Source organism: Leucobacter edaphi, from assembly GCF_016522535.1.
In the GTDB taxonomy this organism is placed as follows: domain Bacteria; phylum Actinomycetota; class Actinomycetes; order Actinomycetales; family Microbacteriaceae; genus Leucobacter; species Leucobacter edaphi.
The window spans coordinates 497,776-516,798 of record NZ_JAEHOI010000002.1 but is presented as its reverse complement, the minus strand read 5'-3'; the positions used below and the strand labels follow the sequence as shown (position 1 = coordinate 516,798).

15 protein-coding genes are annotated in these 19,023 nt (G+C 68.5%); 2 read left to right on the top strand and 13 right to left on the bottom strand.

What is annotated here, in order from left to right; genetic code table 11:
- Nucleotides 1–63: 63 nt before the first annotated feature.
- The gene (leuA, locus tag JD292_RS03725) at nt 64–1,833 is read right to left on the bottom strand and encodes a 2-isopropylmalate synthase (RefSeq protein ID WP_200131369.1); all 1,770 of its coding nucleotides are present in this window, start codon (nt 1,831–1,833) and stop codon (nt 64–66) included.
- A 257-nt stretch (nt 1,834–2,090) separates the two neighbouring features.
- Between leuA and JD292_RS03720 the strand changes: the two genes are divergently transcribed.
- Nucleotides 2,091–4,031: a DUF2207 domain-containing protein gene (locus tag JD292_RS03720; protein ID WP_233613267.1), complete on the top strand. Its 1,941-nt coding sequence runs from the start codon at nt 2,091–2,093 to the stop codon at nt 4,029–4,031.
- A gap of 60 nt (nt 4,032–4,091) precedes the next feature.
- Here JD292_RS03720 and era read toward each other — a convergent pair whose 3' ends face one another.
- The 12 genes from era to lepA form a co-directional block, all read right to left on the bottom strand.
- Entirely contained in the window at nt 4,092–4,997 is a 906-nt protein-coding gene (gene era / locus JD292_RS03715; RefSeq protein WP_200131368.1) for a GTPase Era, read from the bottom strand.
- Complete coding sequence (locus JD292_RS03710) at nt 4,994–6,292, bottom strand: hemolysin family protein (RefSeq protein WP_200131367.1); 1,299 nt, start codon at nt 6,290–6,292, stop codon at nt 4,994–4,996. Before JD292_RS03710 ends, era begins: the two co-directional genes overlap by 4 nt.
- Nucleotides 6,289–6,756, bottom strand: a complete 468-nt coding sequence (gene ybeY, locus JD292_RS03705) for an rRNA maturation RNase YbeY (protein ID WP_200131366.1) — start codon at nt 6,754–6,756, stop codon at nt 6,289–6,291. Before ybeY ends, JD292_RS03710 begins: the two co-directional genes overlap by 4 nt.
- Nucleotides 6,753–7,820: a PhoH family protein gene (locus JD292_RS03700; protein ID WP_439649260.1), complete on the bottom strand. Its 1,068-nt coding sequence runs from the start codon at nt 7,818–7,820 to the stop codon at nt 6,753–6,755. Before JD292_RS03700 ends, ybeY begins: the two co-directional genes overlap by 4 nt.
- Entirely contained in the window at nt 7,810–8,160 is a 351-nt protein-coding gene (locus JD292_RS03695) for an HIT domain-containing protein (RefSeq protein WP_200131365.1), read from the bottom strand. The genes JD292_RS03700 and JD292_RS03695 overlap by 11 nt, the downstream gene beginning before the upstream one ends.
- The gene (locus tag JD292_RS03690; RefSeq protein WP_200131364.1) at nt 8,120–9,865 is read right to left on the bottom strand and encodes a glycosyltransferase family 2 protein; all 1,746 of its coding nucleotides are present in this window, start codon (nt 9,863–9,865) and stop codon (nt 8,120–8,122) included. The genes JD292_RS03695 and JD292_RS03690 overlap by 41 nt, the downstream gene beginning before the upstream one ends.
- Before the next feature lie 180 nt (nt 9,866–10,045).
- Complete coding sequence (locus tag JD292_RS03685) at nt 10,046–10,816, bottom strand: 16S rRNA (uracil(1498)-N(3))-methyltransferase (protein WP_200131363.1); 771 nt, start codon at nt 10,814–10,816, stop codon at nt 10,046–10,048.
- Nucleotides 10,817–10,823: 7 nt separating this feature from the next.
- On the bottom strand, nt 10,824–11,927 hold the full coding sequence (gene dnaJ, locus JD292_RS03680; RefSeq protein ID WP_200131362.1) for a molecular chaperone DnaJ: 1,104 nt from the start codon (nt 11,925–11,927) through the stop codon (nt 10,824–10,826).
- Between the two features lie 68 nt (nt 11,928–11,995).
- Complete coding sequence (hrcA, locus tag JD292_RS03675; protein WP_200131361.1) at nt 11,996–13,033, bottom strand: heat-inducible transcriptional repressor HrcA; 1,038 nt, start codon at nt 13,031–13,033, stop codon at nt 11,996–11,998.
- A gap of 121 nt (nt 13,034–13,154) precedes the next feature.
- Nucleotides 13,155–14,378, bottom strand: a complete 1,224-nt coding sequence (gene hemW / locus JD292_RS03670; protein ID WP_200131360.1) for a radical SAM family heme chaperone HemW — start codon at nt 14,376–14,378, stop codon at nt 13,155–13,157.
- A gap of 15 nt (nt 14,379–14,393) precedes the next feature.
- Nucleotides 14,394–16,205 (bottom strand): DUF1990 domain-containing protein, encoded by a 1,812-nt coding sequence (locus JD292_RS03665; protein WP_369411132.1) that lies wholly within the window; start codon nt 16,203–16,205, stop codon nt 14,394–14,396.
- Complete coding sequence (lepA, locus tag JD292_RS03660; RefSeq protein ID WP_200131359.1) at nt 16,202–18,055, bottom strand: translation elongation factor 4; 1,854 nt, start codon at nt 18,053–18,055, stop codon at nt 16,202–16,204. Before lepA ends, JD292_RS03665 begins: the two co-directional genes overlap by 4 nt.
- A gap of 92 nt (nt 18,056–18,147) precedes the next feature.
- Between lepA and JD292_RS03655 the strand changes: the two genes are divergently transcribed.
- Nucleotides 18,148–18,942 carry an MOSC domain-containing protein gene (locus tag JD292_RS03655; RefSeq protein WP_200131358.1) on the top strand — a complete coding sequence of 265 codons (795 nt, stop codon included), beginning with the start codon at nt 18,148–18,150 and terminating at the stop codon, nt 18,940–18,942.
- Nucleotides 18,943–19,023: the final 81 nt, after the last annotated feature.

Here is a 19,023-nt window from a genome sequence, read left to right as displayed (position 1 = left end):
AATACGAACGGGGCGCCGCGCGATGATGCTCGCGCGGCGCCCCGTCTCCGTGGGAAACCCTGATCAGGCCTGGACCGCCTCCGGCACACGCTCCTCGCTCGCGTTCCGGATGGCCCGGTTCACCGAGCTGATGATCGCCTTCAGCGTCGCGCGGGTCGTGTCGGGGTCGATCCCGACGCCCCACAGACGCTGCCCGTCGACCTCGAGGTCGACGTAGGAGGCGGCGACCGCGTCCCCGCCCGAGCTCATCGCGTGCTCGACGTAATCGAACAGCGTCACCGCGTGCTCCCCGTCGTTCAGCGCGTTGATGAACGCGTCAACGGGGCCGTTGCCGCGCGAGGTCGACTGCTTGTTCTCGTGATCGGCGCGGTAATCGACGACGAGTTCCGTGATCCCGTCGCCCGCGCTCGTCGAGGCGGTACGGAAGATCTCGTAGAAGCCCCAGCGCTCGGCGGTCTCATCCTGAGCCGGCAGGTACTCGTCCTGTAAGATCCGCCAGATCTCCTCGCTCGAGACCTCGCCGCCCTCCGTGTCGGTGACGCTCTGGACGACCGCGCTGAACTCGATCTGCAGACGACGCGGCAGGTCCAGGTGGTGATCGGTCTTCAGCAGGTAGGCGACGCCGCCCTTGCCGGACTGCGAGTTCACGCGGATCACGGCCTCGTAGGAGCGGCCCAGGTCCTTCGGGTCGACGGGCAGGTACGGCACGGCCCACTCGATCTCGTCGATCGTCGTCCCCGCGGCCTCCGCGTCCTGCGACATCCGCTCGAAGCCCTTCTTGATGGCGTCCTGGTGCGAGCCGGAGAATGCGGTGTAGACGAGGTCGCCAGCCCACGGGCTGCGCTCGGGCACGCGCAGCTGGTTGCAGTACTCGGCGGTGCGGCGCACCTCGTCGAGGCGGGAGAAGTCGATCTGCGGATCGATTCCCTGCGTGAACAAGTTGATCCCCAGTGCGACCAGGTCCACGTTGCCCGTGCGCTCGCCGTTCCCGAACAGGCAGCCCTCGATGCGGTCCGCGCCGGCCATGTAGCCGAGCTCCGCGGCGGCGACCGCGGTGCCGCGATCGTTGTGCGGGTGCAGCGACAGGATCACGTTCTCGCGGTGCGCTAGGTGGCGGCCCATCCACTCGATGGAATCGGCGTAGACGTTCGGGGTGGCCATCTCGACGGTCGCAGGCAGGTTGATGATCACCTTGCGCTCCGGAGTGGGCTCGAACACCTCGAGCACGGCGTTGCACACCTCCACCGCGTACTCCAGCTCGGTTCCCGTGTACGACTCGGGCGAGTACTCGTAGTAGATTTCCGTGCCCTCGCAGATGTGCTCGCTCGCGCGGCACAGCTTGGCCCCCTCGACAGCGATCTGCTTGATGCCCTCGCGGTCGGAGCGGAACACGACGTCGCGCTGCAGGATGCTCGTCGAGTTGTACAGGTGGACGATCGCCTGCTTCGCGCCGATCAGCGCCTCATAGGTGCGCTTGATCAGGTGTTCGCGAGCCTGGGTCAGGACCTGGATCGTGACGTCGTCGGGAATCGCGCCGTCCTCGATGAGCTGGCGGACGAAGTCGAAGTCCGTCTGGCTCGCCGAGGGGAAGCCGACCTCGATCTCCTTGTAGCCCATCTTGACGAGCAGATCGAACATGATCCGCTTGCGCTCGGGGCTCATCGGATCGATCAGGGCCTGGTTGCCGTCGCGGAGGTCGACCGCGCACCAGCGAGGTGCCTCGGTGATGCGCTTCGCTGGCCAGGTGCGGTCTGGCAGATCCACGTCGATGGTCTCGTGGAACGGGCGGTAACGGTGGGTCGGCATGCCGGAGGGCTGCTGCGTGTTCTTCATGGGCTCGTCTTTCTCCTGGTGATTCGGATGCTCAGCCAAACGCAAACACCGCGACGAGGAAGGCCAGAGAAGTTAGGCCTCGTCGCGGCAGCTAAGGAGAAGCGAGCCGAACAGCATGTCGTCACTATACCACCCGGTCGGCGCGCGCCCGCTCAAGGCGGGCTGCCGGATCCTGCGCACCGTTGTGCGCGGTGCAATGATCCGGGTCTCACCGAGTTCTGCGGCGGTCGCGGGCCACCTCTGCATATTGTGGAGGTATGGAACACCTCACCGTGCCCCGGCCGCAGTCCCAGAACCGCGAAGCGAGCGCGGTGCACCGGACGGCACCGTTCCCGCTCGGAGCCTCACCGGATGCGCTCCGAGTCGTGCTGGCGGCTCTGCTCGGGATGCTGTTCGCCGCAGCGCTGCTCCTGGGGGCCGGAACGAGCGGGGCACGCGCCGACGTCGAGGACTTCCGCTTCGACTCCTGGAACGTCGGCGTCGAACTCTCCAAGCGGCCGGACGGGCATGCCTCGGCGCGGGTCACCGAGACGATCACCGCGCGCTTCCCCGACCGGGACCAGAACCGGGGCATCGTGGTCGCGAAATATCTCGACTATCAGGGAGCCTCGATCGACGCGAAGGACTTCACGGTCACGAATGCCTCGGGTGCGTCCGTCCCCTTCGAGCTGGAGCATCGGGACGGCTATGTCGCGGTGCTCACGGGCGATGATCGCTACGTTCACGGCGCCCAGACCTACGTGATCTCCTATTCGCTCTCCGACACGATCATGCCGCGCGACGACGGCACGGCCGACGAGTTCTACTGGGATCTCGTCAGCCCCGAGCGCAAGCAGCCGATCGGGAAGTTCTCAGCGAGCATCGTGTTCGACGAGCCCCTCGCCGCCGAGCTGAACTCCCAGCGGAAATGCTATGTCGGCGCCGCTGACTCACGGGACGAGTGCTCGATCTCGGGAACCGGCACCGCCGCGGACCCGCTCACGGTCGCGCCGGTCGCACTCCCCCCGATGCAGGGCGTCACGGTCGCCGTCGGACTGCAGCCGGGCTCGGTGACGCAGCCCGCCGGACGCGGTGAGCAGGGCGGGGACGCTCCGAGGAGCACCTTCCTGCGCGACAGCCCGCTCGTGGTCTACGGCCCCCTCGCGTGCGGCGGGGCGGCCGCCCTCGCCGGCGTGCTCGGCTACGTCTCGGTGCTGCGCATGAAGTTCCGCAGCCGTCGCGCGCGCGGAACGGTGATCCCCCAGTACGACGTTCCCGCGAATCTGCCGCCCCTCATCGCGGCCCCGATCGCCGGCGCCACCGGAAAAGCGTCCGCTGCGGAGATCGTCCATCTCGCGGTCTCGAATGCGATCCAGATCGAGCAGGCGGAGGGGAAACCCGGCTTCTTCGGCAAGAAGTTCCCCGATCCCGTACTCCGCCTCGTGGATCGAAACGCCGCAGGAGATCCGCTCGATTCACGGGCGCTGCAGGAGATCTTCCCGAGCGGCGGGCCGGGCGCCGCATTCACCGTGCCCGATGAGAGCACCGCGTTCGCCTCGCAGATGGATGACCTCGCATCCGCGGGCACCACTGCCGCGAGCGATCGGGGCTACTTCACCACGCGTCGCGCCCCGGCCTCCCGACTCGTGCGCATCGCGGGCCTGGTCCTCGTCGCGGCGGGCATCGTCCTCAGTCTGCTGAGCATTCCCGCGCGCGGCTTCGGTGGTGCGCTGGTCGGCTTCGTGCCACTGATCCCCGGGATCATCCTCATTCTCATGTCGTCAGCCAAGCACGTGGTCCACACGGAGCTCGGGGCGGAAACGCGAGAGTATCTCCTCGGCGTGCGGATGTTCATCTCGGTCGCGGAGGCCGAGCGGATCTCGATGCTGCAGTCGGCCCTCGGCGCCGAGCGTCGCGAGGTCGACGGCGCGACCGTCGTCGAGCTGTACGAGAAGCTGCTCCCCTACGCGATGATCTTCGGCCTGGAGAAGAGCTGGGCGAAGGTGCTGCAGACGTCGTACGAATCGGTGCCTGGGTACGCTCCGGCCTGGTATCCCGCTGCCGGAGCCGCGGGCTTCGCGGCGATCGGCTCAACGATCGAGCGCTTCACCTCGACGCTGTCCTCGTCCGCCGCGTACACATCGAGCAGTTCGGGCGGCTCGACGGGCGGAGGTTTCGTCGGTGGCGGCGGAGGCGGGGGCTTCTCGGGAGGGCGCTGATCCGGGCGTCGGCGCCCGGAGCCCGTCACGGCGCCTGGCGGGGTTGCCCGGCGCTACCGCTCAGAAGCCGAGGCGCCCCAGGGCCTTCGGGTCGCGCTGCCACTCCTTCATCACCTTGACGCGCAGCGAAAGGTAGACGCGGCGATCGAGCAGCGCCTCGATCTCGCGACGCGCGCGTTCGCCCACATCGCGCAGCCGGGAGCCGCCCTTGCCGATGATGATGCCCTTCTGGCTGTCCCGCTCCACGTAGATCGAGGCGTACAGCTCCAGGAGCCCGTCCTCGCGCTCCTCGCGGTCGTCGACCGTCGCTGCGATCGAGTGCGGGAGCTCGTCCCTGACGCCCTCGAGGGCGGCCTGCCTGATGAGCTCGGCGATCCGATCATCCGGGGACTCGTCCGTCGTCTGGTCCGTGTCGTACAGGGCAGGCGAGAGCGGCATGAGCGCGAGGAGCTCATCGGAGAGCACGTCGAGCTGATCGCGCGTGACCGCGGAGATCGGGATCACGGCGTCCCACTCGCGCAGCGCGCTGATCCGGGTCAACTGCTCGAAGATCTCCGCTTTCGACGCCCGATCCGTCTTGGTGACGATCGCCACCTTCTTGGCGCGCGGGAAGTCCTCGAGGCGCTCGCTGATGAAGCGATCCCCGGGGCCGAGCTTCTCGTTCGCGGGAATGCAGAAACCGATCACATCGACGTCCCCGAGCGTCGCCTCGACGAGCGCGTTCAGCCGCTCGCCGAGGAGCGTCCGAGGGCGATGAATCCCCGGCGTATCGACGACGATGAGCTGGCCGTCCGGCCGGTTGACGATTCCGCGGATCGCGCGTCGCGTGGTCTGCGGCTTGGGGCTCGTGATCGCGATCTTCTCGCCGACGAGCGCGTTGGTGAGCGTCGACTTCCCAGCGTTCGGCCGTCCGACAAACGAGACGAATCCCGCCCTGAACTCGGCGTTCTCCGGCGTCTCAGTCATTCCTCTTCTCCGTCCTGGGCGTCGTCGCGCCCCACCCAGCGCGCCTCGGCGGTGAGGAGCCGCTGGCGCTTGCGTTCGATGTCGACCGCGGTGAGCTCGATGCCCTCCACGATCACGGTATCCCCGATCTCGGGCAGGCGCCCCAGGTGCTTCGCGAACAGACCGCCGACGGTGTCGACTTCGTCGTCGTCGAGGTCCACGTCGAACAGCTCTCCGAGCTCGTCGACGTCGAGTCTGGCGCTCACGACGTATGAGCCGTCGGCCTGCTGCTCGGCCTCGGCGACGTCGCGATCGTGCTCGTCGTTGATCTCCCCGAGGAGTTCCTCGATGAGGTCCTCGAGGGTCACGAGGCCGGAAATCCCGCCGTACTCGTCGACCACGAGCGCGAGGTGCGTCGACTCGCTCTGCATCTGCCGCAGCAGCGCATCGGCGCGCTGCTGTTCCGGGGCGAACAGCACGGGCTTCATGATGCGGGTGACGTGCGCGGACTCCGCCTCGTCCGGCCGCCGGAGCACGAATCCGCTCGCGTCGCGCAGGTGCAGGATCCCGACCACGTCGTCCACGTCGCCGTCGATGACGGGGATCCGCGAGTGCCGGGCGGCGAGCAGATGCTCGAGCCCCTCGCGCACAGTGCACCCGGCGTCCATCGTGATCATGTCGATCCGGGGCACCATGACCTCGCGAATCGCGGTGTCGCCGAACTCGACGATCGAGTGGATGTACTCGCGATCGTCGTCCTCGAGCAGGGACTGCTCGGCCGCCTGATCGACCATCGACAGGAGCTGCTGCTCGTCTCGGATCCTGGCGCGCCCGGTGCCGCGTCCCGGCGTCACACGATCGCCGAAGCGCATGAGCCCGGTCGCGATCGGGCCGAGGAGGAAGCGGATCGCGCGGATCGTCGGAGCCGCGAAACGGATCACCCCGGCGGGATGGTGGGCGCCGACGGTGCGCGGGCTCGATCCCACGAGAACGAACGAGGTCGCCGTCATCACGAGCGTCGCGATGAGGAGCGTCAGCCAGATCGGCTCGAGCGAGTAGGAGAGCACGAGCGTGATGAGCACCGCAGACAGCGTCTCGCCGAAGACGCGGGCGAAGCCGAGCGCGTCGACGTGCCTGGCCTCGTCCTCCGCGATCGCGCGGATCGCCTTGCCCGTGCGCGGCGACTCCTCCGCGAGCGCGAGGAGTTCGGCCCGCGACATGACGCCGAGCGCCGCGTCAGCGGCGGCGAGCAATCCGCCGATCCCGAGGAGCACCGCCGCGGAGGCGAGCAGCAGGATGGCAACGGGAAGGCTCATCGGCCGCGCTCGCGCACGCTGAACGACAGGATCAGGTCGCGCTGGAGCCCGAACATCTCGGCCTCCTCGTCGGGGGCCGCGTGATCAAAGCCGAGCAGGTGCAGCATCCCGTGGGTGAGCAGAATCGCGATCTCCTGCTGCAGGTCGTGCCCGGCCGCGTCGGCCTGCACCTGCGCGACCTGCGGACAGATCACCAGATCACCGAGCAAACCGGCGGGCGTTTGCGCGTCAACTCGACCGGGTCGCAGCTCATCCATCGGGAAGCTCAGGACGTCGGTGGGCCCGGGAAGGTCCATCCACTGCACGTGGAGCCGCTCGATCGCGGCCTCGTCGACCAGCAGGACCCCCAGGTCCGTTTCCGGGTGAACGTGCAGCGACTCGAGCACGAAGGAGGCGAGCCGCTGCAGGCGCGCCTCATCGACCGCCCCGTCGAATCCGGACTCGTTGTTGATCTCGACGCTCATGCTTCGCTCCCCTGTGCTGCATTTCGTTGCTCGGCCCCGCCGCGCGCCTCGTGCGCGCCCGCGTGCGCGCGCTCGTCGTACTCGGCGTACGCGTCGACGATCCTGCCGACGAGCGAATGGCGGACGATGTCGTCTGCCGTGAGATCCGCGAAGTGGATGTCCTCAACGCCGCGGAGGATCCGATTGACCACGCGTAGACCGCTCGCGGCCTGCGGCAGATCAACCTGCGTAATATCCCCGGTCACGACCATCTTCGAGCCGTAGCCGAGGCGGGTGAGGAACATCTTCATCTGCTCGGGGGTGGTGTTCTGCGCCTCGTCGAGGATCACGAACGACTCGTTGAGCGTGCGTCCGCGCATGTACGCGAGCGGCGCGACCTCGATCGTGCCGTTTGCGAGCAGCTTGGGGACGACGTCGGGATCCATCATGGAGCCCACCGCGTCGAACAGCGGCCTCAGGTAGGGGTCGATCTTGTCCTCGAGCGATCCGGGGAGATAGCCGAGCCGTTCGCCGGCCTCGACGGCCGGTCGCGTGAGGATGATCTTCGCGACCTCGCGGCGCTGCAGCGCCTGCACGGCCTTCGCCATCGCGAGATAGGTCTTGCCGGTGCCAGCCGGGCCGATCCCGAACACGATCGTGTTCGCGTCGATCGCATCGACGTAGGCGCGCTGACCCGCCGTCTGCGGGCGAACCGAGTTCCCGCGCACGGTCAGGATCGGCTCGCTCAGCATGCGCGAGGCTCCTGCGCCATCGCCCTCCTGGATCATGCGGGTGACCTCTCTCACTTCGTTCCGGCTCACGCCGCCTCCCTGCTTGGCATGCTGCAGCAGCTCCTGCACGACGGACTCCGCCGCGAGCACGTCCCGCGCGGGGCCGCGCAGGGTGAGGACTTCATCGCGCGCGTGGAACTCGACGCCGGGATGGGCGCCCTCGAGTTCGGTGATCAGGCGGTCCCGATGCCCGAGAAACGCGCCGACGTCGACGCCCGAGAGAAGAACCGTGCGCTGCAGGGGTGGATCGGACGGGGCTGTCGACGCCTCGTCTGCGGAGTGTTCACGCACCAACGAGCGATCGCTCCTCCAGGTCGCCAGCGAGCACGTGCGCGTGCACGTGGAAGACCGTCTGGCCCACCGAGGCTCCCGTGTTGAAGATGAGCCTGAAGTCGCCGTTCGCGTGCTCTGCCGCGAGCCGCTTCGCGACCTCGACCATTTCCGCGAGCGTCTCCGGCTCCGCCGCGGCGAGTTCCGCGACGTTCTCGTACTCCGTGGACTTCGGGATCACGAGAATATGCACGGGGGCCTGGGGATTCATATCGGGGAAAGCGATCACACGATCGGTTTCGGCGAGGAGTTCGACCGGGATCTCACCCGAAACGATTTTCCCGAACACGGTCTCTGCTGCCATGTCTCCAGTCTACGTCAGACGGCTCGAGCGGTTCGCGCCGCGCGAGATGAACCGCCGTTTTCTCAGTGACCACGAATCGCTCGCGGTAGGCACCGACGAGCAGCCGGCACTGCGAGGTCACGGCGCTCGCCGAGGAGTAGCAGAACAGCGTGACCGGGAGCAGCACCCACTGTAAGAGCATGCCGAGCCACCGATGCGGGGGGACGCCCTCGGGCCGCTCGGGAAGCAGCAGGATCGTGAGCGGGATCGCGGCGAGCAGCCCGACGAGCGCCACCCGCTGGGTCGCGGTGGAGGCCTCGGGGACCAACGTGATCACCCGCTCGGCATGGATGGCGGCGGCGCCGATCGGTTCGGAGAGCTTGACGACGAGCACCGGGAGCCAGACGCCGAAGGCCAGCATCGGGGCGAGCACCGCGAGCGTGACGTGCGATTCGAGCAGCTGCAGGAATCGCAGCAGCGTCGCTCCGCGCGGGGCGAGGCGCTCGCGCGAGAGCAGCCGGACGCCGACGTAGGGGACGTCCGACGCGCCGTACGCCCACCTGCAGAGCTGGTTGAACTGCACCACGAGCGTGCGCGGGAGCGAGTTCGCGAGCACAGCGTCCTGCGTGATCGACAGGTGGATCGGCACGACCCGGTAGTTCCCGCCGAAGTGGAAGTAGCTGCGCCAGTACTGGTGGCCGTCCTCGACGATCGTGCGGCGGCTCCAGAAGTCCATCTCGATGAGCGCCGAGAGCGGCTGCGAGTGGGAGGCGAAGTTGCGCAGGGCGATGGGCCGGACCGTGGAGATCAGGTTCCAGATCGAGTTGCTCGCGGCGACGAGCCGCGCGGGTGCTGGCGCGTGCCAGACGTTGCCGACGAACAGGGAAATCGGCTGGAAGGAGACGCGCAGCGGATCCTCGGCCCGGACGAATTCGTAGCTGACGGCGTCGAGATATCCCTGCGAGACTTTGTTGTCGCAGTCGAGCGTCGTCACGATCACGTGGTCGGGCCGGATCCCCTCGGAGGTGCACCACTCGAGCAGGTGCTCACCCGCCCAGCTGATATTCGCGCCCTTGCCGGGGATCTCCTCGACGAGGTCGGCGGGATGCTCCACCGTGAGGAAGGCGTGGAAACGCGATCCGTATTCGCGCTCGAGATCGCGGGCGACGCGCCGCATCTCCGCGCCGCCCCGCTCCTCATGGGCGAGGACGACGACGATGCGTTCCGCGCCGTGCGCGGTCCGCAGCAGCGAACGGACGGAGGCCTCGACGATCTCGCGCGGCTCGTTGTAGGCGGCGATGATGACCGCGTGCAGCACCTCGGACGGGGCGAGCACCCGCCACGGATCGGCGTCGATGCGGTCGAGGAGTTCGTCGAGCCCTTTTGCGTAGGGCGCAGGGAGCCGCAGCGAACGCTCCTGCGGGCGTTCCTCTCCGCTTCGCGCCAGCTCGATGTGCTCCTCGAGCTGGCGGAGCACGCCCCGCCAGTCGATGCTCTCGGCCAGGCGGAGCCTGCGGTAGCCCCGCACGGAATCCACTCCTCCGCGGATCGCCCGGAAGAAACCGATCGCGACGAACGCGAGCACGAATGCGCCACCCCAGGCCGGATCGATCGCCGAGAGCACGACGGCGATGATCGGGATCCCGAAGGTGACGAGTGCCGGGAGCATCTCGAGGAACCGGTACAGCCGGCGTCTCGGTCCCAGCGGTAGCTCAATGTCGTGCACGCCCTCTTGCCAACCCTTCGTAGCCCGGGCCGGCGGGCGTTGTCTCCCGGCGGCTTGAAGCATCTTTCACGCTAGGGATGCAGAGCGACGGCAGGGTGAACGCCAGGTAGCAAGGGGCTGAGAGGTCGCCGTGTGGCTGCGGGGCGAATCCCCCGGGTGGGCGGGAGCGGACCCGCGGTTCTACCAGCGGCCGAGCGCGGAGTTGAGGACCGCGAGGGCCGCTGGACCGGCTGAGGAGGTGCGCAGCACGGTGTCGCCGAGCACGAGCACCTCGGCCCCGGCGCTCTCGAGCGCATCGAGCTCCTCATCAGCGAATCCGCCCTCGGGACCCACCACCAGATAGACCGCGCCGATCGCGGCATCGAGGCCGCGTGCGAGGCGCTCGGTCAGGCGCTTTCCCCGCCGGGGATGGAGCGCGATAACGAGCGCGTCACCGCCTGAAGCGATCGCCTCAAGCTCCGCGATGCCGACCGGGGCAGACACGCTGGGAATTTGGTAACGAATGGACTGCTTCGCCGCCTCACGAGCGATTCGCGCCCACTTCGCGACCCCGCGCTCCACCTTCTCCTGGCCGCCGCCGCGACCGGACCAGCGTGAGACCGACCGAGAGGCCTCCCACGGGATGATCCGGTCCACCCCGAACTCGGTTGCCTGTTCGACGGCGCGCTCGTCGCGATCGCCCTTCGCGAGCGCCTGCACGAGCACGAGTTCCACCCCGGGAGGCCGGGACTCCTCCACGCCGTCGAGCTCGACCACGAAGCGGTCCTTCGCCACGGAGGTGACCGGACCCGCCCCGATGATCCCCGCGCCATTCCCGACGAGGATCCGCTCCCCCTCGCGGAGGCGACTCACGCGAACCGCGTGCCGCGCTTCCTCGCCGAGCACCTCGACGCGGGATCCCGGCCGAAACGCGTCGAGCGGAAGATCCTCGCGGTAGTAGAGGTTCGCCACGGCTCGACTAGCCCTGGCGGAAGAAGCGGTCGCGGATCTTCCCGAAGAATCCCTGGTGGAACTCGCCCAGATGCGGCGGCTCGTCCTTGCGCAGCGCGGCGAGCTGGCGCACCAGGTCCTTCTCGCGACCCGAGAGCTTCGTCGGGGTGACCACCTGGACCGCGATCTTCAGGTCGCCCCGCGTCGTGGTCCGGAGACCCTGGATGCCGCGCCCGCGCACCGTGATCATGTCGCCCGACTGCGTGCCGGGCTCCACCTCGACGACCGCCTCGCCGTCCAGCGCGGCCAGCTTCGCCTCGGTGCCGAGAATCGCGTCTGCCATGGACACCTGCATGGTCGCGAGGAGGTCGTTGCCATCGCGGCTGAACGTGTCGTGGTGCATGACGCGGAACTCGATGAAGAGGTCGCCGTTCGGCCCGCCACCGGGCCCGACCTCGCCGCCGCCGCGCATCTGCAGGCGCGTGCCCGTGTCGATCCCGGACGGGATGTCGATGAGCATGGAGCGGCGCTCGCGCACCCGTCCCTTCCCACCGCACTCCACGCACGGGTGCTCGATGATCGTCCCGTACCCCTGGCAGCTGCCGCACGGGTGCATGGTGAGCACGTTGCCGAACAGCGAGCGCACCTGGCGCTGCACCTGGCCCTGCCCCTGGCAGACGTCACAGGTGACCGGGTGCGTTCCCGGCTGGCAGCAGCTGCCCTCGCACACGCTGCAAAGCACCGCCGTGTTCACGGTGATCTCGCGCTGCACGCCGAAGATGACCTCATTGAGCTCGACATCGACGCGGATCATCGCGTCGTCGCCGCGCTCCGAGCGGGACCGCGGGCCCCGCTGGCCACCCCCGCCGCCGAATCCGGCGCCGAAGAACGTCTCGAAGATGTCGCCGAAGCCGGCGGCTCCGCCCTGGCCGCCGCCCATGTCGTAGCGCTGCCGCTGCTCGGGATCGCTCAGCACGTCATAGGCGTGAGTGACCGACTTAAACTGCTCGGCCGCCTCCTCGCTCGGATTGACGTCGGGGTGGAGTTGGCGCGCCAGGCGCCGGTAGGCCTTCTTGATTTCCTCGGGCGTCGCCTCGCGCGAAACGCCCAGGGTCTCGTAGTGATCGGCCAAGTCGGGGCTCCTCAGATGTTCGTCGTGTGGTGAAGGTGGTGCGGCGTGCCGGTCTGCCGGCGCCGTGGTCAGTGGTCCGCGTCGAGTACGCGGTTGAGATATCGCGCGACCGCGCGAACGGCGGCGATGTTGCCGGCGTAGTCCATTCGGATCGGGCCGAGAACGCCGACCTTCGAGGCGAAGCTGCCGGCTTCCTCGTAGTTCGAGGCCAGCACCGCCGTGGTCGGCAGGCCGTACGCCTCATTCTCACGGCCGATCGATGCCGTAACGTCACGGCCGTCCTGAACGAGCTCGTCGAAGAGCTTCAGGAGGGTGACCTGCTCCTCGATCGCCTCGAGCACAACGGGCAGGGAGGTCACGAACCCGCCGGGGCGCGAGAGATTGGCGGCGCCCGCCACCGCGATACGATCGCCGCGGTTGGCCTGGAGCTGTGCGATGACCACCTCGATGACGCGACCGACGAGCTCCGCCTCATCGGGTTCGACGTGGTCCCCGATCTCGCCCGCGAGCTCGCCGAGCCTCGCGACTGCGCCCTCGACGTCCACGCCGACGGTGGCCTCCGCGATCCGTTGCTTGAGCCCGTGCACCCACGCCTCCGTGACGCGGGCAGCGGGGAGCTGCGCGAACTGCTGCTCGACGACGCCGTTGCCGAGGATCAGCACGCTGAGCACGCGATCCTCGGTGATGGGCACTAGCTCGATGCTGCGCACGACCGTGCGGCGCATCGACGGATACTGGGCGACCGCCACCTGGTTCGTGAGCTGCGAGAGCATCCGGACCGTACGTCCCATCACGTCATCAAGGTCGCTGGACTCGCCGAGAAAGCGCTCGATCGCTGCGCGCTGCGCAGAGGTGAGCGGGCGCGCCCTCGCGAGCGTATCGACGTACAGCCGGTACCCCTTGTCGGTCGGAACACGACCCGAAGAGGTGTGGGGCTGCGCGATCAGCTCGTCCTCCTCGAGCAGCGCCATGTCGTTGCGGATCGTTGCGGCGGAAACGCCGAATCGGTGGCGCTCGACGATGGCCTTCGACCCCACGGGTTCGTTCGACGAGACGAAGTCGTTGACGATCGCGTGCAGAACGGCAAGACTGCGTTCAGAAACCATCGATCCTCTCCGTTCTCGCGAATTGCATGGGCCACACGACTGGCACTCTCGAATCCCGAGTGCCAAGTCTAGCGCAGGCGGCATGCCCCGCCCTGTGCGTTTTCGGCGCGCCGCGGCCGGGTCAACCCAGCAGCGAGTGCACGACCGTGTCAGCGAGCAGCCGCCCGCGCAGCGTCGGCACCAGCCGACCCCTGATCGCGGCGCGCCCGTCGAGGAGCCCGTCGGCGATCAGATTCGGGATCGCACGGCGCTCCTCGGCCGTGAGGACGTCCGCTGACAATCCGTCCGCGATCCTGGTCTCGAGGAGCACACGCTCCTCCCGGCGCTGTTCCGGGGTCAGGATCTCCCTGGCGTGAGCCGGGGAGATCCCCCGCGCGATCCGCTGAGCGTACGCCCCGGGGTGCTTGACGTTCCACCAGCGCACCCCACCGACGTGGCTGTGCGCGCCAGGCCCGGCTCCCCACCAGTCCTCGCCGGTCCAGTAGGCGAGATTGTGCCGGGACCGCGTCTCCGGCGTGCGTGACCAGTTGCTGATCTCGTACCAGCGGAGTCCGGCCTCAGCGAACTTTCGTTCAGCGAGCTCATACATCTCCGCGTGCAGATCGTCGTCGGGCGCCGCCACCTCACCGCGCCTGATCTGCGCCGCCAGCTTGGTGCCCTGCTCGATGATGAGGGCGTACGCGGAGATGTGATCGGGGTCGCACGCGAGGGCGGCGTCGACCGAGCGCTCCCAGTCTGCGAGAGACTCCCCCGGTGTCCCGTAGATCAGGTCGACGCTCACCTGGAGGCCCGCCTCGCGTGCCCACTCGACGACCTGCGGGACGCGCGACGGCTCGTGCGTGCGATCCAGCGTCCGGAGCACGTGAGGAACCGCAGATTGCATGCCGAAACTCACCCGAGTGAACCCGGCCGCAGCCAGGGCGCGCAGGTACTCGGCGTCGACCGAGTCCGGATTCGCCTCAGTGGTCACTTCCGCGCCGGGCGCCAGCTCCCACTGCTCGCGGATCCCGTCGAGCATCCACGCCAGGTCGGAGGCCGGCAGCAGCGTCGGCGTGCCTCCCCCGAAGAACACGGTGGAAACGGGCCGATCAGGGACTCCGGACTCGGTGAGCACGCGGCCGCCGAGCTCGAGTTCGCGACGGAGCTGCCCGGCGAAGTCCTCGCGCCGGGTCCCGCCGAGCTCACTCGCGGTGTAGGTGTTGAAGTCGCAGTACCCGCAGCGGACCCGGCAGTATGGCACGTGAACATACACGCAGAAGTCGCGATCAGCGGCCCCTTCCGCGGCGGTCGCCGGGAGGGTTCCGTCCTCGGGTGCCGGCTCGCCCTCAGGCAGGACGCTCGGCACGGCAACCTCCTGAACTCACGGACGCTTCTTCGAGGGGCGACGCTGGTGGGCCTGCGGGATCGGCCTCGCGGTTTCCTGGGCAGCAGGCGGCGTCGCAGGCTCGGCCGGCTCCGGCTCGGAGACGCCAGCGGGCTCGTCCGATCCGGCCGGCTCATCGCGCGCGGGCTCGTCCGCAGGAGCGGATTCGTCGACGGGAGCGGAGTCGGCAGACGCTTCCGGCTCGGTCTCAGATTCCGGCTCCGGCTCAGACACTGCCTCAGACGCCGACTCGGGCTCCGGCTCAGACTCCGGCTCCGAGGCGACCTCGGTCTCCTCGGTCGTTCCCGCTTCGAATTCCTCGGTCGACCCGGAAACAGTCTCGCGCTCGCCGTCGTCCGCGGCGGCGGAATCAACGACCGCCGCTGGCTCGGCCTCAGACGCATCGGCTTCCGCCTCGTCGACCGCCTCATCGGGTGCGGCGCCTTCGGCTTCCGCGGGATCGTCCTCCGCGAGATCGTCCGCCGCGAGGTCCGCCTCCGCGTCGCTCGGGCTGTCCTCCGGCACCGGTGCGGGCGACTCGGAAAGGTCAGCCTCCTGGTGTTCGTCCTCGACCGTGCTCGAGGCGTCCGCCTCGATCGGGCAGTCGGCGGCGTCGTCCTCGGCTTCCGCGCCAGCGGAGCGCGGAGATTCGCTGTCGTCCGGCCCGAGTGCCGCTTCGGCCTCAGTCTCAGTCTCAGTCTCAGTCTCAGACCCGGTCCCGGGCGTCGCCGCCGTCTGCGGGTCGCCCTGAGGGTCCTGGCTGTGGGAGTCCGTCGAGTCTTCCGCCTCGGCCGACGACTGCTCCGTCGCATCTGCGTCGTCGTCCAGCACGAGGATCGCCGTGACGGCCTCGGGTTCCTCGGCCGTCTCAACATCGGGCGCTGGCGCGTCGGTGTCCTCGCGCTCGCCGATGAACTCGATGTTCACGGTTTCGGGATCCGACTCCTCGCGGTCCGCTCGATCATCGGCCGGAGTGGCCGCGGCATCGGCGGACTCGGGAGCGACTTCCGTAGCCGACTCGGCCGGGAAGGCCGCGGCATCGGCGGTTTCGTGTGCGGAATCGGCGGTTTCGTGTGCTCCTGCGGCCTCCTCCGACCCCTCGCTCCTGTCCGAAGCCTCGTCGGGCTGCACCTCAGCGGCGAGACCCGCTGCGACTTGACTCGTGAGGAGGCCCGGCGCGAGCGCGTTGAGCTGCCGCTTCACGGCCTCGAGCGCGGTCTTCAGATCGGATCGGGCCTTGAGCCCGAGCAGACCGTTGCGCGGCGCGCTGAGGAAGCCGCGGGCGACGGCCCAGACGGTATCGTCTTCGCGCTGCTCGACGAAGAAGAGCTGCTCTCCCACGGCGCCGTTCTCGTCGGAAGTGCCCCACGCGAATCCGCTGCGGCGATCCTCGTCGATCACGTAGATCACCAGGATGCTGCGATCGGGCTGATCATCGCCGCGGAGCACCGCCGTGGTTCCGGAGGTGATGTAGGGCTCACCGTCCGGACCGAACTTGTCCTCCGACTCGGCGATGCCCTGGGCGCGGCCGTCGGCGTCGAACTCGAGCCCCTCGTAGTCGGCCCCGCGTCCGCGCACGACCTCGGTGACCTGCAGGCCGCCTCCGCGCTGCGCGCCCCAGGTCATGAGGAGGCTCGATGCGAGCAGGTAGCGGTCGGCGCCGCTCCCGAGCCGCAGCGTCTCCTCGTAGGGCGTGGTGCCCTCCGGCGGGTACCGGACGATATCGGCGGTGCGGGTCGCCCCGACCGCCGCGTACGAGACCGGCATCTCGACGTGGGTACTGCGGCGCTTGATCGGCTCCTCGCTCACTTCTTCGCCGATTCCTTGCCCTCGACATCGCCCGAGAGGGCGGCGATGAACGCCTCCTGCGGGACCTCGACCCGACCGACCATCTTCATGCGCTTCTTGCCCTCCTTCTGCTTCTCGAGCAGCTTGCGCTTCCGGCTGATGTCGCCGCCGTAACACTTGGCGAGCACGTCCTTGCGGATCGCACGGATCGTTTCGCGCGCGATTACCCGCGCGCCGATCGCAGCTTGGATCGGGACTTCGAACTGCTGGCGCGGGATCAGCTTGCGCAGCCGCTCCGCCATCATCGTGCCGTAGTGGTAGGCGTTGTCGCGGTGCACGATCGCGCTGAACGCGTCGACCTTGTCACCCTGGAGCAGGATGTCGACCTTCACGAGATCGGCTTCCTGATCGCCCATCGGCTCGTAGTCGAGGCTCGCGTAGCCCTGGGTGCGGCTCTTGAGGTGGTCGAAGAAGTCGAACACGATCTCGCCGAGGGGCATGCTGTAGCGGAGCTCGACGCGCTCGCCGAGGTACTCCATCCCGAGCAGGCTGCCACGCCGGCTCTGGCAGAGCTCCATGATGGCGCCGACGTAGTCCTTGGGAGCCAGAATCGCGGTCTTCACGACGGGCTCGCGCACGGCAGCGATCTTCCCGTCGGGGTACTCCGAGGGGTTCGTGACCGTGACCTCCTTGCCGTCGTCGGTCGTCACCTCGTAGATCACGCTCGGCGCGGTGGCGATGAGGTCGAGATCGAACTCGCGCCGCAGTCGCTCCGAGATGATCTCGAGGTGCAGCAGGCCGAGGAAGCCGCAGCGGAAGCCGAAGCCGAGCGCGACCGACGTCTCGGGCTCGTACTGGAGCGCAGCGTCGGAGAGCTTCAGCTTGTCGAGCGCCTCACGCAGGATCGGGTAGTCGCTGCCGTCGAGCGGGTACAGGCCGGAGAACACCATCGGCTTCGGATCGGTGTACCCGGGGAGCGGCTCCTCGGCGGGGTTCATCTTGCCGGTGATCGTGTCGCCGACCTTCGACTGGCGCACGTCCTTCACGCCCGTGATCAGGTATCCCACCTCGCCGACCGAGAGCCCCTTCGAGGGCACCGGCTCGGGCGAGGAGACGCCGATCTCGAGCGCCTCGTGATCGGCTCCCGTCGACATCATGCGGATCTTCTCGCGCGGCGTGAGCCGGCCGTCGATCATGCGCACGTAGGTGACGACGCCGCGGTACGAGTCGTAGACGGAGTCGAAGATCATGGCGCGAGCCGGCGCGTCGGCGTTGCCGACCGGCGCGGGGATCCGCTCGACGACGCGGTCAAGGAGCTCCTCGACACCCGCGCCCGTCTTGCCCGACACCTTCAGGATGTCGTCGGGATCGCCGCCGATCAGGTCCGCGATCTCGCGGCTTACCCGCTCGGGATCCGCGGCCGGCAGGTCGATCTTGTTGAGGACCGGAATGATCTCGAGATCGTTCTCCATCGCAAGATAGAGGTTCGCGAGCGTCTGCGCCTCGATGCCCTGCGCGGCGTCGACGAGCAGGATCGCGCCCTCGCACGCGGCGAGTGATCGCGATACCTCGTAGCTGAAGTCGACGTGACCAGGGGTGTCAATCATGTTGAGGGCGTAGGAATCGCCCCCGACGTCCCAGGGCATGCGCACCGCCTGGGACTTGATCGTGATCCCGCGCTCGCGCTCGATATCCATGCGGTCGAGATACTGCGCCCGCATCTCGCGGTCGGGCACCGTGCCGGTGACCTGCAGCATACGGTCGGCAAGCGTCGACTTGCCGTGATCGATGTGCGCGATGATGCAGAAATTACGGATCTTCGCGGGGTCGGTCGACGCCGGTACAGGAGGGTTCACGCTGCGTGGAGACATTGCCAGCCATTATTCCATAGAGCGCGGGATCACCGGGCCTCAGCACGCGGTTCACGCTCGTGACCTGGGATGACTTTTGACAGACTGGGGGGATGGCACAGGTAGCAGCGCTGTATCGGTTCCCCGTCAAGGGCTTCACGCAGGAGTCCGTCGACGAGCTCGTCATTCAAGAGGACGGGCGTGTGCGGGGCGATCGGGCCTTCGCGTTCCGCTTCGCGAACGGGCTCGAGCCTCGCGAACGGGAGGGCATGCGAGTGTGGGCGAAGTCGAAGGGACTCACGCGCATGGAGTTCCCCTCGCTCGCGCGCCTGCGTCTGCGGCTCGACACCGAGGCGGAGCGGATCAGGATCGACGGCCCCGACGGCCCCCTCGTCGAGGCGGACCTCTCCCCCGCGGGCCGCGAGCAGCTCGCAGAGGCCGTGACCGCGTTTCTGCGGGGCAGCGAAGACGGCGATCAGCTCGCACGGCCGGGCAGGCTCCCCCTGACGCTTCTCGGCGAGGTCGCTCAGTCCGAGTTCCAGGACAGTGCCCGCGGATACGTGTCGATGCACGGGCGCGGCAGCCTCGCGGCACTCGGCGAGGCGCTCGGCCGCGAGATCTCGGATCATCGCTTCCGCTCCAACATCGCCGTGGACGGGCTCGCCCCGTGGGAGGAGATCGGCGAACTCTCGGGCGTCCGGATCGGCGAGGTCGAGTTCGTGGCGGAGAAGCCGATCGGCCGCTGCCTCAACACGCACGCGAACCCCGAGACGGGCGTGCGCGACGCCGAGGTACTCAGCACCTTGACCCGCGTGTTCGGGCAGCCCCAGCCCACCTTCGGCCACTTCCTGCTCCCCCGCGCCGGCGGCGGCACGATCCGCGTGGGCGACACGGTCGAGCTTCTCTGAGTTCCTGCGGGATCGATCCCGCGGATTCTGCTAAGATTGGCTCTTGGCTTGCGTGTGGCTTATCACCACACACCCGCGGGG

Bases quoted from the DNA above. Each gene is read 5' to 3' on its own strand.
- JD292_RS03710 (WP_200131367.1), bottom strand. From the start codon at position 6,292: ATGAGCCTTCCCGTTGCCATCCTGCTGCTCGCCTCCGCGGCGGTGCTC.
- JD292_RS03720 (WP_233613267.1), top strand. From the start codon at position 2,091: ATGGAACACCTCACCGTGCCCCGGCCGCAGTCCCAGAACCGCGAAGCG.
- leuA (WP_200131369.1), bottom strand. From the start codon at position 1,833: ATGAAGAACACGCAGCAGCCCTCCGGCATGCCGACCCACCGTTACCGC.
- JD292_RS03695 (WP_200131365.1), bottom strand. From the start codon at position 8,160: ATGGCAGCAGAGACCGTGTTCGGGAAAATCGTTTCGGGTGAGATCCCG.
- JD292_RS03655 (WP_200131358.1), top strand. From the start codon at position 18,148: ATGGCACAGGTAGCAGCGCTGTATCGGTTCCCCGTCAAGGGCTTCACG.
- hrcA (WP_200131361.1), bottom strand. From the start codon at position 13,033: ATGGTTTCTGAACGCAGTCTTGCCGTTCTGCACGCGATCGTCAACGAC.
- era (WP_200131368.1), bottom strand. From the start codon at position 4,997: ATGACTGAGACGCCGGAGAACGCCGAGTTCAGGGCGGGATTCGTCTCG.
- ybeY (WP_200131366.1), bottom strand. From the start codon at position 6,756: ATGAGCGTCGAGATCAACAACGAGTCCGGATTCGACGGGGCGGTCGAT.
- lepA (WP_200131359.1), bottom strand. From the start codon at position 18,055: ATGTCTCCACGCAGCGTGAACCCTCCTGTACCGGCGTCGACCGACCCC.